Here is a 16509-nt window from a genome sequence, read left to right as displayed (position 1 = left end):
TGATTAATGTATATCTTTTAATTGTTTGATTCGATGTAACAATCCTCACGCTTATGCTTCCCTACACAGTGCAGCGGATAGGTGAGATAGAAAAAAAGCTGGGCAAAGGGTGAAACCACAAACAGTACCACTAGCAGATAATAAAAGAAGAGGTTCACGCGCGTACGACGGCATGGATCCCTGAATCCGCCACGTTTCCTGATAAAGTGTGCCCAGTGACCGAACATACGGTGACCAGTTTTCTCAAGAAGCAGAATGGAGGGTTTATAGTCGATAGCCCCTGCAGCCAATAGCTGTGGCTGCAAATGCTGGAAGTCATTCTTCTCAATGGCAATCTTAATGATGTCGCCAAACCGTGAGGCATCCTCGATATCGGCTTTCCTGACACCAGCAGCGGGCAACAGCCAAGATGACTGTTTCTTTCCATACAACAACCAGCGCACTATCGTCAGGGCACTGATCAGATTCGGTGCTGTATCCTGTAGGACAATATGCCCCACCTGACAGGCCTTAATCTCATGGAGATAAGCCTTCACAGCCCTACCCGTCATCAGCCACATGTTACGACAGGCATTGACGAAGACGACCTTCTTTCCTTCCAAATAAGCTTTTACCTGTTCGTTCTCGAAGAACGACTGGAGGGGCAGCGAAGGCGACAAAAACCACGACTGCCCGACAATCATCACCAGCTCAGCCTTCTCAATGCCTGAGAAATCCAATGGCTGGATGCCAGAAGGCGGCATACCCAGACGCGTCTCTGGGAAAGAGTCGAAGAACTCGTATTTATTCCAGGGGAAAGGATACGTCTGCTGGGGAATGATGGGTCTCCACACCACCTCTGTGCCTGCCTCTGCCAATGGCTGACAGATGCGCTTGGCAACATCCAACGCCTGACCACTCTGAGTATAATAGAATACGACGATCATGCTTGGTTCAGTTGAGAAATGATTTCTTCCATCGTCAGCACTTCCGAACACGTCACCATACTACCTGCCAGCACACCCATCATACCATGAAGCGTGATGCTCTGTCCTGACAACAGGAGATTGGGAACACGTGTTCTGCTAGTCACACCTGCCGAACCCAACAGGTCGACATCCTTCATCATACCATACAACGCCCCTTCCGGTACACCCGTATAGTCGATATATGTCAATGGTGTCGACGTGTAATAGGCTTCTATCTTTTCGCTCAAGCCAGGCATCTCCTCCTCCAGCGCGGCGATGGCTGCCTCTGCTTTCTTTTGCTTAAAGGCCTCATAGCTCTCACCACGACGGCCCACATGGGTTCCCTCCCACTGGCGCACCTCGTCCATCGTCATATAGGTCAGAATCTCACCCGTCGTTGCATAGACGGGATTCGCCTCCTGACAGAAATGCATATACAACAGGAACTTGGGCCACAATGCCTCGTCATACTGTTCACAACCCCATACGGAGTCGCCACGGTAGTAATAGAAATTATGGTCCATATAGGGTACGCTGTCCTTACGGAACTTCAGATAGACTGTAAAGGCTGAGGTGGAGTTACGTCCCTCGATGATACGCTGACGATAGGCAGGGCGGATAAGTCGGCTCTGGACCATCTGCATGGTCTTGGCAGGATGGATGGCACTGATCACGAGATCGGCAGCATACCGCTCACCATCCGAGGTGATAACGGCAGTAGCCTGTTTGTCATCACATTCAATCTGACAAGCCATACGTTTCACTAACACCTGTCCTCCCCTTTCTCTGATGGCATCAGCAAGTGCATCAGCCACCACACTACTCCCTCCCACAATGCGCGAGGCACTCTGGTCATACGAGTCGGCAATCAGGGCATGGACATAAAACGGTGTATGGTCTTTCTCCCCCGCATAGAGGGGTACGATACCTGCCAACACCTCTCGCAGCGTGGGATCGGAAATCAGACTGTCGATCACCTCATTGACACTACGCATCTGGTATTCGGCATTCACGTTCAGGTCTACATCCTTACGCAGCGAATGCATGGCCCACGACGAGGCCACCTGTTTCACTAAGTCGTAATAACGGCTCAATTCCTCCCGACTTTGAGGGAACTGCTGTGCCAGGGTCTCAACAAATGCCTCCTTGCCGTTAGCCATCAGGTAATGCTGTCCCTTAAAAGAAATCACATCATAACCCTTGGGATTCAGTTTCGAGAGTTGGATCTTCTGATCCACACCCAGATAATGGAGGAATGTATAGAGCACCTGTCCGGGCTCCGCACTACCGATATAGTGCATGCCCGTCTCAAAAAGTGCATCACCACGACGGAAACACTGCAGACAGCCGCCTATCTGAGCACCCTGTTCAAGAACGGTTACCTCGTAACCATTCTTCGCCAGGATACAGCCACAGGCCAAGCCTCCCAGTCCACTACCTATGATCACACACTTCTTCATCATTTATCATTCATCATTGAGGGCAAAGCCCGCAACGAATTTCTTATGCATCTTCCGAGCCATCGCCCGATAGCCCTCCGTCATCTTTTCCCTCGGCATCACCTCCACCGACATGTGTCCAGGATGCAGATGCCACGACTTCTTTGGCAACACCTTTCCGAAACCATTGATATAGACGGGAAGGATATCCAGTCCTAACTGCTCGGCCAGATAAAACGCTCCGCGGTGGAAACGCTGGATGCGACAGTCTTCCGACCTCGTTCCCTCGGGAAAGATCATCACCGAGTAACCTTCTTCCACCTTCTGCTTCAGGTCGTTCATCATCTGGTCGGTATCTGTGATGGGGAAGAAATCGGCATAGCGGATCACAATGCCATAGAAAGGATTGTGCCACACCCAGTTCTTTGTGAGGATGATCACCTTGGGCGTCAGCATCATGATACCCATCAGGTCGAGGTGCGACTGGTGGTTGCTGATGATCATCGCAGGTTTGTCGAACGTCTCTCCATTCGGATTACTATAAGAGAAGGTCGTGCCAGGCACATGGTTGATGACAAAGCGCGACTTCCTCTGCAGGATGGTATGATATTTCAGCTTGTGCTCTTTCGTAGCCCCTCCCAACGTTAAGAGGAAGAAGCCCCTCACCGTCATGTCGAGGGCAAAGCACAGGAAATAGGCAAACGAGAAAATGGTATAGGCCCACTGCTTGAGCCCCACGAACAGCGCCACGACACACAGGATGGTGTTCAGCACGCTGATACGGAAGAAATCATATACCGGACGGAAATGACTCACACGCTCTTCTGCTGGCGGGTAATACACCCTGACACTTACCGATTTCACGGAGACACCAGCCCAGGCGGCAAACACCAACAGCTCGAGCTCTGCCTCATAGCGCGAGGTAATCAGACTCAGCCCTTTCAGCAAGGCCAAGGGATAGAGTCGGAATCCGCTCTGTGTATCCGGCAAGGGAATGCCCGTCTGCAGTTTGAACCAGAAATTCGAGAAACGGTTGGCAAACGTATTTTGTCTGGGCATGTTTTCTTCCGTCAGATTACGGCATCCCACGATGATTGCCTCAGGGTCCCGTCTCATCTCCTCCACCAGGAGAGGGATGTCATCTGCGAAATGCTGCCCGTCGGCATCGATGGTCACAGCATGGGTGAAGCCCATCTCCTTCGCCTTCCTGAAGCCTGTCACCAGCGCATGACCCTTACCCTTGTTCTCAGTATGCGTCACCACGGTGACACCTGCAGGGAGTGCCTGTAGGACCGCGGCCGTCTCATCGGTACTGCCATCATTCACCACGATCACCTGATCGCAGTGTCTGAGGACATCATCGATAACCTGTCTGACCGTTCCAGCGTTATTATACGTTGGAATGATCGCACATATATTGCAGCGACATTTTGACATATTGGGATTCTTCGTCCTCGATGCTCACGTTCGCACTGAGCATCCCCTCTGCCTTCACCACCTTGGTAAAGACAAATGTAGGCTCATCCTCCGGGTGCACAATCTTCTTGAACTTGATGTTCTTCAAGAGCGACAGCATCAGACTCTGCTGATACTCCTGTCCTAAGATCTCTGCTGCCATCTGCACCAGGCAGACGCCTGGCGTCACAGGGTTGCCAGGGAAATGGGCCTGGTATATGAAGTGCTCGGGATGGAGTCTGACCTTGCACTTCAGTGTGCCCTCGCCCGACTCCTTCGACACGATCTCAAAAAAATCATTAATCAGTTTCATTATTCATGGGGGTAAATGTGTACGTTATCCAGCGTCGCTTGTAGTGACACTCCTGATCCGGTTCCAACTTGGGCAGGATATAGGCCAGATCCTTTCTCAGTACCCTGCGGATATACCACTTGTTCAGAAAGGCCACCACATTCAGCACCTTGGCCTTACCATGGTCATAGGTGAAGTCGAAAGCCTTCATACCCATCTCACTGACCACCGTACCCACGATGCTGCCATCGGGCGAGACGTTCATCATGCAGATGCTCGTGAGCTCCTGCCCTTTCACCTGCATCAACAGATTATACTCCCTGCTGACCACAGAGTCGCCCGTCTCCTGAGCCACACACGGCTGACACAACAGGAACAGCAGACTAATGAATAGCAAACAGTTTTTCATCAACGGCAACACCTATCTTGGTATTGGTCAGCTTCACCACGGTCACATCGCCCGTCTTCTCCACCATCTTCACACTGCTCACCATCGTCAGGGCTGGATTGAACCAGATCTCCAGATACTGGTACAACTGCTTCAGCTCCTTCTTCTTGGGCAACAGCTTGGCATAATAGCCGGCATCGGCTTTATACATCTCCACCGTGAAGTCGTTCGAGCTCTTCAACGTGCCGCCAGTGACGCTGTTCAGGATGATGTTCGTAATCTGACGGAACATCTTATTTCCCTGGACATCAATGTTCTTGGTAGACTTCGTCGACTTGATCTGCACCTTGTCGCCATTCATAATGAAGGTATAGTCATAAGGCGATGTATACTGCCAGCGCAACTTGTTTGGCTTCTTTAAATACATCACGCCCTTCGACTGCATCTCCTTACTCAACAGCTTCATGCTCTTGGTCTGTGAAAACTCACACTGCATCTGCGTCATGGCAGAGGCCGATTTGTCCACCTTGGCCACAATCTCTTTCTGCTGCTCAGCCGTAAGCTTCGTCTGCGACCAAGCAGGGAGACAAGAAAACAAGGAGACAAGGAGACAAGACAATAGTATTTTTCTCATTTTCAATCTTCAATCTTCAATCTTCAATCATTTTGCAATCAGCACACATCCAGACATGATCAGGAATACCCCGATCCATCTGGTCATAGGTATCTGTTCGTGGAAGAAGATGATGGCTGCAAACATACCCATCACGTAACTCAGGCTCACCATCGGATAGGCCATGCTGAACGGGAAGTGCTTGATGATATACATCCACAGGATGGAACCTGCTCCGTAGCAGAGGCCACAGCTGATAAACTGCCAATTGGTGAAAAGCCTCACGAAATACTGCCATGTAAACGAGAAGTCACCCGCTTTGGTCAAGCCGTATTTCATCAACACCTGCCCTCCGGAGAGGAGCATGCATTGCAGGATTGAGATTGGTAACAGCTTCAGTATCATCCTCTTATCTCTTATTTCTTAACCAACATCATCGAACAGTCGCCTGTCAGCGTCAGATTCAACAACAGGATAGCCTTCAGCTCATCCTTCTGCTTCAACAGATGGGCAGCGGCATAGAGGCCCAGTGCCGAGGCGGCATAGTTCTCACCAAAAACATGCTTGTAGTCCATCGTGGGTTTGTCTGCCAACAATGAATCAAGCATGGGCTTGTAAAGCTGGTCGTTGGCAGGATTGCCATTCATGCCTGTCATCACCAGACTGACATCATCCAGTGTCATACCTGCCTGAGCCAATAGCGAATCCAACTGTTGCTGGAACTGTTCACCTGAGGGTCGGAAACTCATCCGGATGCCAGCCAACTCTGCCAGGTGGTCTACGCTGGAGTCTGTGTTCAGCAGCATCGACATAGCCATCTCGCCACAGGGCACCATCCCCTCCACACCAACATATTTCACCTGCTGCAACTTACTGAAATAGCCTTCCGTCATCTCGTCATGACCACCAACCAGAGCCGTGGAGATCTTGCCCAGCTGCATCTGCATCCAGGCATCCTGAACGGTCAGGTCGAAGCTGATGCTACCATGCGAATAGGTGGTGTTATAGCCATGCGTCTTGGTGTAGATGGCCAATGCCGAACCCACGGTGTTGTGCGTCGACTGCATGAAATGGGTGGGACTCAGCGCCTCTTCCCCATTCTCCAACATCGCATCGAGGATGCGCTCCGTATAGTCGAGACTACCCAGACAGGTGCCAGTGATGATGGCGTCAGGATGCTCGATGCCCGTCTCCTTCAACACCTTCAGCGTTGTAACGAGGGCACGCTTCATCAAGCCGCCCATCCTGCGGGCTTCGTTGGCAGCCATATAGTCGCGAAATGCAGGGTTCTGGGCCTTGACGAGAGGCTCGTCATAGCTCAGGGGCTCCGTCATCCACCGCTCTGAGAGTGGCTCCTGGATCGACACCTGCTCTGCCGCCTGTATAAATACTTTCTTCATAGTTTTGAGAGGATTATCGAAGAGTCATTACCGCCAAATCCGAAGGCGTTGCTCAGGATATGACGGATCTCCCCCTGAGGCTTCTGCTCCATGACCGGGATGATTCCACCCTCTATCGGCTCGTGCCAGTTGAGGTTGGGCAACAGGAACTGGTGCTGGAGGGCCAGCAGACAAAACACAGCCTCGATGCTACCGGAGGCACTCGTAGTATGACCTGTAAACGACTTCGTTGACGATACGGGCGGCAGATGCTCACCAAACACGCGCTGGATGGCATGCCCCTCGCTCTCGTCATTGTTGGGCGTTCCCGTACCATGGGCATTGATATACTGGATATCCTCTGGCTTCAGGCCAGCCAACTGCAGGGCCTCCTGCATTGCCAGGTAAGCACCCTCACCGTCGGGCGACGAGGCCGTCTGATGGAACGCATCACAGGCATTGCCATAGCCGCTCAGCACAAACTGGGGCTTTACCCCACGTCGCTTCACCGAGGCTTCTGTCTCCAATACCAGATAGGCAGCTCCCTCGCCGAGGTTCAGTCCGGCACGGTTGCGGTCGAAAGGTCTGCACTGCTCGTGGTCGAGGATCATCAGGGCATTGAAGCCGTTGAGATGAAACTTCGACAGACTCTCGGAGCCACCCACCACCACGATATCCGCCATGCCACAGCGCAGCATATTGGCACCGGTGATGAGGGCATTCGTCGCAGAAGAACAGGCTGTAGAGAGCGTTGCCATCGAGGCAAACTCCCCAAACGGCTCGGCAATCATCTCCGTAGACGTTCCACAATGGTGTGTGGAGATCTCAGCATGCACCAAGTCACAGTTGGCTTCCTCGGCGTAATAAGCCTCACGACGATCCATACCGCCCACGGTGGTGGCAGAGATAAAAGGTATCGCCTTCAGGTCGTTGCGCTCCAGACGGGCCTCCTTCAAGGCCTCGCGCAGGGCCAGTCTGCCCATCAGTGCCGTACGTGTATGCCGGATATCATCGGCCACACCCATCAGTTGGTTCATCTCGTGATTGCTCAGCTGAACCTCACCAACGGGCAGTTCTTCATGACAAGAGTCCAGATACTTCAACTTCCGGATGCCCGTCTCTTCTGCCTGGAGTGCTGCCAACGTGGCCTCCTTCCCGACGCCGATGGCCGAGACCACTCCACTGCCAGTGATATAGATGGGAATCACTTCGTACGGTTTTCAGTGATGAACTTCGCCATCACATTGATACTCTTGAAGACCTCCTTACCCTTGTTGGGATCCTTCAGCTTGATACCGTATTTACGCTCCAAGAGCACAATCAGCTCCAGGGCGTCGATAGAGTCAAGACCCAGACCACTACCGAACAAAGGATCATCGTCATTGATATCCTCGGGTTTCACATCCTCAAGGTTCAGGGCCTCGATGATTTCATTCTTCAACTCTAATACTAAATCTTCCATTTACTTTATTCGTTTTTGTTGGTTATTAATTTGATGTTCGCACTAAAATGGCTGTGGTCGGCATAGTCCACCCAGCCTGTTAAGATACTGGTAGTCACACCATCCTGAAACGCGCCCTCTATCACCTGCTGCATCTTCTGTTCATCCTGATGGTCCAGCACGCAGAACGAGGTCTCGCCCAGGTATTTGTTACGGATGGCAATCTCGCCCGTCACGATGTTCGGCAATGTATAGACAAACACCGAAGGACTGGGGAAGAAATTGTCTGCATCACTGATGGTAGACTGATAATGACGGTCGGCCTCTATCGAACCGCTCCGGTTGAAGAGTACCACGGCCCTGTCCTCACGAGGCACAAACCGCTCCTCGTCGAGCTGCTGCAACAGCAGTTCTGATGCCAGGAAGCCCAACTTACTCAGACCGTCCATCTTGAAGTATTTCGGATAGTCGTTCACGTAGTGGCGATAGGCTTCGTTCAGCATATCTGCACCCACGCCCTTCGTCTCCACAGGATGCCCGTTCAGGCTTATCCCCTCAGTTGTTATCTCTATCTCCGCAACCATCTTCATGATTCAATGTTTGAGCAGCATCGCTGCATTACACCCTCCAAAGCCCGAGATCATCTTCACAAACGTCCGCTTCTGCGTCGTCAGGTTCTGCTTCGTCACCTGGACAGGTCTGCTCACGCCTAAGTTCTCATAACCCTTCGTGGCCAGGACCAGCCCTTCGTCGAGGGCACGCATCGTGATGATCGTCTCCAAGATGCCCGCTGCCCCCATCGTGTGTCCGTAATAGCCTTTCAGACTGTTCACAGCCACACCGCCAAGACCAGCCCTGTCGATAGCCACCGACTCCATCTCGTCGTTGAAGAGCGTCGCCGTACCATGGGCGTTCACCACGGCAATCTCCTCGGGGTCCACGCCTTCGAGAATGTGGCGCAAAGCCCTGAAACTACCCTCGCCCACCTTCGACGGACTCGAGATGTGATAGCCGTCGTTGCGGATGGCTCCTTTCGCCACCGTCCAGACGCCCTCACGCCGCTCCGTTACACCTTTATATATAATAGTGGCAACGGCATCGCCCAGGTTGATGCCTGTGCGGTCTTCATCAAACGGACGGCACGGCGTATCCGTCAGTGCCATCAGCGACTGGAAGCCCGACACGATGAAAGGCGACAAGATATCTCCGCCACACACGATGACGGCATCATAGACACCCGCCTTCAACAGCCGCTCTGCCTCTATCTGGGCACAGACGCCCGAGATACAGGCGTTCGACACCACCATGGGCTGGTTGGGATTACCGAAGTAGGCAGCGATGGTCTTCGCAGCCTCACCCAACAACACGCGCTCCTCGGCAATGCCCTCCTGCGACTCCCGCAACAGGTCTACATTTCCCTTCGTGGTCGAGAGGATGAAGAGCGTTCTGCTCGACGTCACATCCACCTCACACTGCTGGAGGGCCTGCTGGACAGACAGGATGGCCAGCCGTTCGAAGAAGGTGTAATGACCATGGATGCCCGCCCGCTCACACACGGCCAGCGCCTCATCGCGATCGATGAGCGCAGCCATGAACGGCTCGGGCAGACCCCACTTACCACTATACCGCTGCAAACCCGTCTGGCCTGCCTTCACTGCAGCATAGTTGTCGCTCGTAGAAAACCCTAAGGGCGATACGATATGATCGGCCACGACGACCGTTAATCTTTCAGCCACTGTTTCTTCCATGCCTCATAGAAGTCCGGATTCGTCCAGACGAGTTCATAGTTAAGGTCCATAAACACCTGTACGGAGTGGCCTGTGGCCATCACCTCCTGCGTTGCCTTGTCGCGTATCTCGTAGTCGAAGACAATCTTCGCTGCCTCCGAGGGCTGGTAGGTAATGGTGATCTCGGGCGTCATGCCATACGTCAGCGGTTTCTTGTACTGAAACGAGAGGTCCACCAACGGGGCGAAGTAGCCGTTCTTCTCGATCACCTTATAGCCGATACCATACGCCTCGCCGAAATACTCTCTGGCATCCTCGAAATACTTCGCGTATGCCCCATGCCACACCACGCGCATGGCATCGATCTCGCTGAAGCGGATCTTAATGCTGAATGTCGACTGCAGGCGTTTCACTTAAGGCAATTTTTATACGTGCCGAGGCAATCTCCTCGTCGTTCACCATCACCGATACATTGGCGAGGGTCAGACTGAACACTTCCTCAATGATATGTACCTGCGTGGTGAGCGTCTCCCCGCAGCGGGGCTGACGGATGATCCGGCAGTCGCGAATATCGCCTATAAAGCCTATCTTCACCGACTCGCCACGCAACCTGTTGACACATCCCATGCGCGCCGCGCACGACTGTGCCATGTTTTCTATCATGCCCGCAGGCGCAAGCTTCTGGTCGTCGAGGAAGATGTTATCCTCGCGCACCACAAGCTCCGTCACGGCTTCCTCCATGTCGCAACTCAACACCCTGTCCACCATCACAAACGGCGGGCGCTGGGGGATGAGGTCCGTAATGGGGAGCTCCCTGAGATTATCCAACTTTGGACTGGATGTAGTCATGGAACTGCGACAGGGTCTTGACGGTGGTCATCTCCTCGGGCTTGATCTTAAAGCCGAAGTTCTTCTCCACGATCACTACGATATCCACATAGTCGAGGCTGTCAATACCCATATCCTCCTTCAGCTTAGCCTCGGGGAAAATGTTTTCTTCTTCAATCTCAAGGTCATCAATCAAGAATGCCTTTACTTTCTCTTCAATTTCTGTTCTTGTCATAATTCTTAAAAATGTTATTTCTGATTCCAAAAGTCAAAATAGTTATACCACTGTGTGGGATACTGGCGGATAATGCGCTCCAACTCCCTCACATACCCATCGGCCAACTCATCGATCTGACGGTTGCGCGGGGCGTTCTTGTCATACTGCAGAGGTGTGACGTAGATCTTATAGCGCTTGGTGCCCGTCTTCATCACATGCACCACCAGTGCGTCGAGCCCTCTTGAGGCCACCACCTGGAAGGGACCTGCCGGCAGGTTGGCCTCACGCCCGAGGAAAGTCTTCCTCACGGCCTTGTGGGCTCCCCAGATACGATCGGCAGGGATGCTCACCGTCTCGCCATTGGCCAGCGCCGCATTGATCTCAAACAGATGGCTCATGTCGCCCTTGATGGGGATCATGTTGATGTTGGCATGATCAAAGAGCTTCTGGCGGTTGCTCATCACCTCCTCCTTCTCGCCCGAATAGACCAGGGCGTTGAAGCGCTTCGTCTCTGCCACCAGCGAGTAGCCCGCAATCTCGTAGTTGCCCACATGCGAGCTCAGCTGCACAAACCCCTCAGGCTTTGCTGCCAGTTCCAGGAAGTGGTCGTAGCCCTCCAGTTCGATGTCGAAATGATGCCCCGCATACATGGCGAACTTGTCGATTACGGCCTGCGCAAACAGGCAGTGGTTCTTATAAGCCAGCCACAGCGAGCGCAACTTGGAATAGCCGAAGCGGTCGTGGAAGAAGCGGTAGGCGTGCTTGAAGCCAGGCTTCGTGAGCGTGGGTGTCACAGCGAAGAGATAGGCCAGCACGTAGATCACCCGGATGTCGATGATTCTCAACAGTCGGATGAGCCAACGGTGCATCAGCCCGTTACCATACGTCGTTCCTTCCCACTTCTTCTCAGCCATCAGCTCTTAACAACGATTATCGAATGTCCTTGTCCGAGATGGTCGTGGATGGTCTCAATCTCCAGTCCGGCCTCACGGATGCAAGCCTCCATATCCTCGGTGTTATACATCTTCGAGTTACCATTGGCCAGTGCTGTGAAATAGAGGCTCGTCATGGTCAGACACAGGGCTGCAGGCTCAAAGCGCTGACGGTCCCAGAGCGTCTCCATGATATAGATGCGTGTCTCAGGCGTCATCGCCTCCTTCGCACGCTTCAGGATGCCCACGATCTCCTCCATCGAGAAGCAATCAAGGAACTGGCTCATCCAGATAGCGTCCAGCCCACCCTCGCGCTTCGGGAAGAGTGCCTCGGTGTCGAGCAGGTTGATGCCATAGCCCTTGATGCGCTCAGCACCCTCCTTACCTTTCACATTCTCTTGCATCATGCCGATCTGCTGGGGCAGGTCGAGGATGGTCACCTCCACCTCCTTGTTATAGCCCACACACTGCAGGGCCCACTTTCCGGTGTTGCCGCCCACGTCGTAGAGCGACTTCACATGGTGCTCGTCGAAGATGATCTTCAGCGCCTCGGGGAATGAAGAGTCGCTATAGAAATGGTCGAAACCAAACCAGCTCTTCTGAACCTGCGGAGGCAGCTGCGACAAGCCCTCATAGATGGTGGGCCAGTCACCGAAGTGCTTCAGTCCAGCAGGGCGCCCCTCCTTCAGGGCCTCCTCCAGATGGAACCACCCTTCGTAGTTCACGTCGTGGTTGAAGTCGAAGTTCACACGCGTGGCGGGGTCGTTGAGCACAAACCAGCCCGTCTTCGAGCAGGAGAACTTGTCGGTCTCAGGATCCACGAGCAGCGTGCCGATGCAGAGACCGGCCTCCACGAGGCACTTCACGGCATAGTCGCTCAGACCCGTCTTCTCCACGATCTCAGCACGCGTCAGACCGTCCTTCGAGTCGAGGATCATCTGCAGGATACCGAACTTCACCAACAGTCGTGAAGCCTGGAACACCACTGGTCCCCAGGCGATGAACTCTGCCAGCCTCTGGGCCTCACGGGCCGACAGCTGGTCTTTGGTATATGCCTTCTTCAAGGCAGGTGATAAATTCATATAAATAGATTGGAATAATTAAACCACTGATAGGGATACTTGTCGAGCAGCCGCTCGATCTCTGCCGTATAGGCATCGGCTATCTGCTGGCGCTGCTGCGCCTTGGGCAGACTGCGGTCGTAAGGCAGCGGCGTGAAGTAGGCCGTATACGAGCCGTCCTTCTCCTTCATCGCACTGGCCATGATCACGTCGATACCGCGCGTCGTAGCCAGCGAGAAGGGCCCTTTGGCCAGATTCACCTGAAAGCCGTGGATGGTAGAAGCCACAACCTTGTTGATATTCATGAACCGGTCGGCGAAGGCACTCAGGATCTCTCCCCTGTCGAGTGCCTCCACGATGTCCTCACTGTGCGAATCCTCCACACCCACGGGGATCATCCGGATGTTCATATCACCGAACGAGGCCTTGCGGTAACTCATCAGCGACGCCTTCTCACCACCATACACCAGCACGTTGCAGGGCTTGCTCACGTGGAGCGTGTAACCCAGTATCTCACTGCAGCCGATGTGCGCACTCAACTGGATGAAAGCCTCGGGCTGTGCCAGCAGCGCGTCGTAGGTATCCTTGCCCTGATAAGCCATCTTGAACTTATGCCCGGCATACATCGCAAACTTGTCGATCACCGTCTGTCCGAACAGACAGTGGTTCCTATACGTTGCCCACCACGCTTTCAGGCAGCCATACTTCCGCCTCAGGTGGTAGTAACGATAGGTCAGGCGCGCCCCGGGACTGAAAATCAGCGTAAAGGGAATCACGCAGATGGACATGAAGCAGTAGAACACGCGGATATTCAGAATCTTCAGACCCTGAATCAGCGTGCTATACAACCACTGGTTACCGTAAGTTTTGCCGTCTGTACGATGATTAGCCATTTATCTTCAGCTATGAACCTCTGGGGCGTATTCTACCGACACCCCTCTTTCGTCAAATAACGCTTCGGGGGAGGCACCAGGTGTAAGCCCAGCGCAAGGAGGAATCGTCTCGCCTCTTCGAGTTTTCACATTAGACAATGTGCTCATATAAAGTCTCTGATTTGCCCCACAAATGTGACTGGCAACGAGAATCGGGCGCAAAATTACTACTTTTTTATGAAATAAAAGAATTTTTAGAGCACAAATCGAACATTAATGCGGAAAAATCATCAGATTCCGACAAAGTCCCCTGAAAAAACGCAATGGGTCGATGGGGCGATGAAACGATTAAGAGAAGGTCGTGCTGGATTTCGCAGGAGTTAATATGGTGTCAAGTTCTTTCATCATCTCTCAAAATTGTAAATGTACCATTTGTACCATGTACCACGTGTACCACCAGCGTGGACAGTATGGAAACACTTCAGCATAAAACTGAAATTCATTCGTCATAAAGCTGGGGCTTACGCTTCATGGCGTCTGAGTTTATACGGCACAAAGTCTGAGAGTGCGAAAAGGCCTAAAAAAAGGGCGCTTTATGGGTGCCCAAGGTTGGTAAATAATGTTGACTTCTGACGGGAGAAACGTGCAGCGTTTCAATTGCGTAAGGTGCGCTAAAGCGGGATCATCCATCAGTAAGGCCTTCAGCTTAAGCCATGCTGACTGGGGTTGAATGAATGGGAAATACTGCGAGGCGAGACAAACTCCCTCAGGGATGCAAGCCTCGTTCTTTATTTCTCATCCTTGGAGAACTGGCACCCATACCCAGGTGCCAGTCCCCATGACTAGAGTCCCCATGACTAGAGCAACTTACCGCCGCTGCCTTTCTGCGGGTTGTTGCCCAGGTCTTGCTCGTTGGTGTCGAGCCACTTGCCCCAGCCCGTCAGTTTGTGGAAGTCGCACTTCTCGTAGCCCTCGTTGTAGTTGTTGAGCGGCTCCGGTGTGATAACATTATGATAGTTATGGCTGTAATACTTATGGTTCAACAGACACACACTCAGCGTGTAATGGTCGAGATGCTCTTTGCTGTAGTTCACATCGCGATAGTGAATGAAAGCCTCCTTGAAGGCGTTGTCCAACGTGGCCGAGATGGTCTTCAACTCAGCATCGCCTGTCTCCTTAGCCAGCAGCTGGGCATAGTCGGCTATGTCGAAGAAGGGTTTCTCCCATTCGAATTTTAAGCTTTCATTACCCCTGATAGGCTCAACACGATACACACTCTTGGTGGCACGATCGATGGCATCCTTCTGTGTGGGATAGAGTGCCAGAAGACGGTCGCAGAGTTGCTTGGCGGCATCGACGATGGGCTCGAACTTATCAGTGCGAATCATCTTGTAGTCGCCGTTATAGATGATACCTTCATCTTCAGCTAAATAACTGTTCTGCCATACAGGTGTACTGTATTCGAACATCAACCCTCCTGCCTTCACGGGATCGCCTGTTTCCACGAGTCCACGTACAAATCCCGTCATCAGCTCGCCGTTGCTGCTCAGCACATGGGCCGAAGCAAAGATATAGTCGGCAAAGGTGCGTGCCTGAGTCAGTGTCTCCATATTACCCATATAGCAGTTGTGGAACATCAGCGTATTAAAATGGTCGATGCCTGCAGCCTTCATGGCATCATTCATTTCGTACATGTCCATCCACTCGTCATCTACCCATTCGTCGGCCATCACACCTCGCGTCGGATTCTTAATCTCATATTTGCCTGGCACGTCGTTCATAGCATCAAAGGCTGAGCCGTGGCCCCAGATGCCCATTACGTATTCATATGCCGGGCACTGCAGGCTGCTGAACTCGAGGAACATGCGCATGGTGTTAGGATTGCATATCTTCAGTTGCTTGGCTTCCTCACCCATGCCGATAGCCTGCAGACCACTTTCCTTAATCTTGTTGAGGTCGGTCTTGTCTGTCAGTTCAAACCACACGATGTCGCCGGGTTTTGCATATTTGCCCTTAAAGGGGTTTCCTGCATCCGGTTCGTCCTTACCATATTTATACATGCACACCACGCGTACGTTGTTGTGGTCAGTCAGGTACTTCTGTATTTTCTCCCAGAAGCCCTTTTCTATGATATCATCCATTCTGCCACCGGCATTGCCATATACGAAAACGGTGTATTTGGCTGGCTGCGGCACTTCGATCATGCCATCCGTCTTGCTCCAGGTGTCGAACTTAGCGGCCATGTCGCTGGTGGTCTTCTTGAAACTCAAATCGATGTCATCGCCATCGCCAAAGCGAAGTTCATCGCCTACTACCTGCCACTTAGCCGTCATCACGTCCCTGTCGGTTGGCGTCATAGTAAGTTCACCACTGGCCGACGCCGTGTAGGTGAAGTCGATCTTTTCGCAGCCGATGGCATTGTCGCCTATGAGGTAATAGATGCGGGTGCTGCCTGTTCCGTCGGTCTTGAACTCAGTGTTCTGCCACGTCTTGCCATAATTCCACTTGGCGTAGGTCATGCCCGACACGTCGGAAAACCAATTGCCCACAATCTTTTTGTCGACACCAGGTGCCAGATTGTCGTCATCGTTTGAACATGCGGTCATCACCACCATTGTCATGGCGCAGCAAAGAACTGCTAAGAGGGTCATTAGATACTTTTTAGTCATCATTCAAAATTAGTAATTAGTTATTTAAATGCAAAGATAAAAAGAAAAAATGACATCGCCAAATAATTCGCATAAAAACTTGATGTTTCAACAGGTGTTTAAATTAATTAGTATATCCTTATATTTTAGGCTTTGAATACTTTCGAGTGCAAATATAAGCAATTTATCTATACCAACCAAACTTTTCGCCAAAATGTTTCCCACTTTCCCACTTTCCCACTTTGGACATTTAGGTTTTTGAAAGTGAAA

General features: G+C 52.2%; 19 protein-coding genes. All 19 read right to left on the bottom strand.

The genetic code is table 11. From position 1 onward, the window contains the following. Positions 1-17: 17 nt before the first annotated feature. The 19 genes from BMY16_RS12830 to BMY16_RS12745 all read right to left on the bottom strand — a co-directional run bounded on the left by BMY16_RS12830 (position 18) and on the right by BMY16_RS12745 (position 16263). Positions 18-926: a flavodoxin family protein gene (locus tag BMY16_RS12830; protein WP_091843103.1), complete on the bottom strand. Its 909-nt coding sequence runs from the start codon at positions 924-926 to the stop codon at positions 18-20. Further along, positions 923-2407 (bottom strand): phytoene desaturase family protein, encoded by a 1485-nt coding sequence (locus tag BMY16_RS12825; RefSeq protein WP_091843337.1) that lies wholly within the window; start codon positions 2405-2407, stop codon positions 923-925. Before BMY16_RS12825 ends, BMY16_RS12830 begins: the two co-directional genes overlap by 4 nt. A 6-nt stretch (positions 2408-2413) precedes the next feature. Further along, positions 2414-3823 carry a glycosyltransferase gene (locus BMY16_RS12820; protein WP_091843101.1) on the bottom strand — a complete coding sequence of 470 codons (1410 nt, stop codon included), beginning with the start codon at positions 3821-3823 and terminating at the stop codon, positions 2414-2416. Continuing rightward, entirely contained in the window at positions 3777-4154 is a 378-nt protein-coding gene (locus BMY16_RS12815; RefSeq protein WP_091843098.1) for an ApeI family dehydratase, read from the bottom strand. The genes BMY16_RS12820 and BMY16_RS12815 overlap by 47 nt, the downstream gene beginning before the upstream one ends. Next, positions 4141-4542 (bottom strand): hypothetical protein, encoded by a 402-nt coding sequence (locus tag BMY16_RS12810; protein WP_139207225.1) that lies wholly within the window; start codon positions 4540-4542, stop codon positions 4141-4143. Before BMY16_RS12810 ends, BMY16_RS12815 begins: the two co-directional genes overlap by 14 nt. Beyond that, entirely contained in the window at positions 4517-5155 is a 639-nt protein-coding gene (locus BMY16_RS12805) for a flexirubin biosynthesis/transport protein LolA2 (RefSeq protein ID WP_091843093.1), read from the bottom strand. Before BMY16_RS12805 ends, BMY16_RS12810 begins: the two co-directional genes overlap by 26 nt. A 27-nt stretch (positions 5156-5182) precedes the next feature. Further along, positions 5183-5536, bottom strand: coding sequence for an EamA family transporter (locus BMY16_RS12800; protein ID WP_091843335.1), 354 nt, complete (start codon positions 5534-5536; stop codon positions 5183-5185). 14 nt (positions 5537-5550) lie between these two features. After that, positions 5551-6534: a beta-ketoacyl synthase chain length factor gene (locus BMY16_RS15570; protein ID WP_170836103.1), complete on the bottom strand. Its 984-nt coding sequence runs from the start codon at positions 6532-6534 to the stop codon at positions 5551-5553. After that, positions 6531-7721: a beta-ketoacyl-[acyl-carrier-protein] synthase family protein gene (locus tag BMY16_RS15565; RefSeq protein ID WP_244513059.1), complete on the bottom strand. Its 1191-nt coding sequence runs from the start codon at positions 7719-7721 to the stop codon at positions 6531-6533. The genes BMY16_RS15570 and BMY16_RS15565 overlap by 4 nt, the downstream gene beginning before the upstream one ends. Continuing rightward, positions 7718-7975 (bottom strand): phosphopantetheine-binding protein, encoded by a 258-nt coding sequence (locus BMY16_RS12790; protein ID WP_091843090.1) that lies wholly within the window; start codon positions 7973-7975, stop codon positions 7718-7720. Before BMY16_RS12790 ends, BMY16_RS15565 begins: the two co-directional genes overlap by 4 nt. 5 nt (positions 7976-7980) lie before the next feature. Beyond that, positions 7981-8544: a hypothetical protein gene (locus BMY16_RS15870; RefSeq protein WP_091843087.1), complete on the bottom strand. Its 564-nt coding sequence runs from the start codon at positions 8542-8544 to the stop codon at positions 7981-7983. 3 nt (positions 8545-8547) lie between these two features. Beyond that, positions 8548-9690, bottom strand: a complete 1143-nt coding sequence (locus tag BMY16_RS12780; protein WP_244513058.1) for a beta-ketoacyl synthase N-terminal-like domain-containing protein — start codon at positions 9688-9690, stop codon at positions 8548-8550. Continuing rightward, the gene (locus BMY16_RS12775) at positions 9675-10094 is read right to left on the bottom strand and encodes an acyl-CoA thioesterase (RefSeq protein WP_091843081.1); all 420 of its coding nucleotides are present in this window, start codon (positions 10092-10094) and stop codon (positions 9675-9677) included. The genes BMY16_RS12780 and BMY16_RS12775 overlap by 16 nt, the downstream gene beginning before the upstream one ends. Further along, the gene (locus tag BMY16_RS12770) at positions 10063-10509 is read right to left on the bottom strand and encodes a hotdog family protein (RefSeq protein WP_244513057.1); all 447 of its coding nucleotides are present in this window, start codon (positions 10507-10509) and stop codon (positions 10063-10065) included. The genes BMY16_RS12775 and BMY16_RS12770 overlap by 32 nt, the downstream gene beginning before the upstream one ends. Beyond that, the gene (locus BMY16_RS12765) at positions 10502-10744 is read right to left on the bottom strand and encodes an acyl carrier protein (RefSeq protein WP_091843076.1); all 243 of its coding nucleotides are present in this window, start codon (positions 10742-10744) and stop codon (positions 10502-10504) included. Before BMY16_RS12765 ends, BMY16_RS12770 begins: the two co-directional genes overlap by 8 nt. Positions 10745-10758: 14 nt before the next feature. Further along, the gene (locus BMY16_RS12760; RefSeq protein ID WP_244513056.1) at positions 10759-11640 is read right to left on the bottom strand and encodes an LpxL/LpxP family acyltransferase; all 882 of its coding nucleotides are present in this window, start codon (positions 11638-11640) and stop codon (positions 10759-10761) included. After that, positions 11640-12740, bottom strand: coding sequence for a FlxJ family methyltransferase (locus tag BMY16_RS12755; protein ID WP_091843073.1), 1101 nt, complete (start codon positions 12738-12740; stop codon positions 11640-11642). Before BMY16_RS12755 ends, BMY16_RS12760 begins: the two co-directional genes overlap by 1 nt. Next, positions 12737-13612 (bottom strand): LpxL/LpxP family acyltransferase, encoded by an 876-nt coding sequence (locus BMY16_RS12750; RefSeq protein ID WP_091843070.1) that lies wholly within the window; start codon positions 13610-13612, stop codon positions 12737-12739. The genes BMY16_RS12755 and BMY16_RS12750 overlap by 4 nt, the downstream gene beginning before the upstream one ends. Before the next feature lie 836 nt (positions 13613-14448). After that, entirely contained in the window at positions 14449-16263 is a 1815-nt protein-coding gene (locus tag BMY16_RS12745; RefSeq protein WP_091843067.1) for a clostripain-related cysteine peptidase, read from the bottom strand. Between the last annotated feature and the right edge of the window lie 246 nt (positions 16264-16509).

It is taken from the genome of Prevotella sp. ne3005, assembly GCF_900110085.1.
Lineage (GTDB): Bacteria > Bacteroidota > Bacteroidia > Bacteroidales > Bacteroidaceae > Prevotella.
Note: the sequence above shows the minus strand (reverse complement) of the source record. Positions and strands in the feature narration are given on the sequence as shown.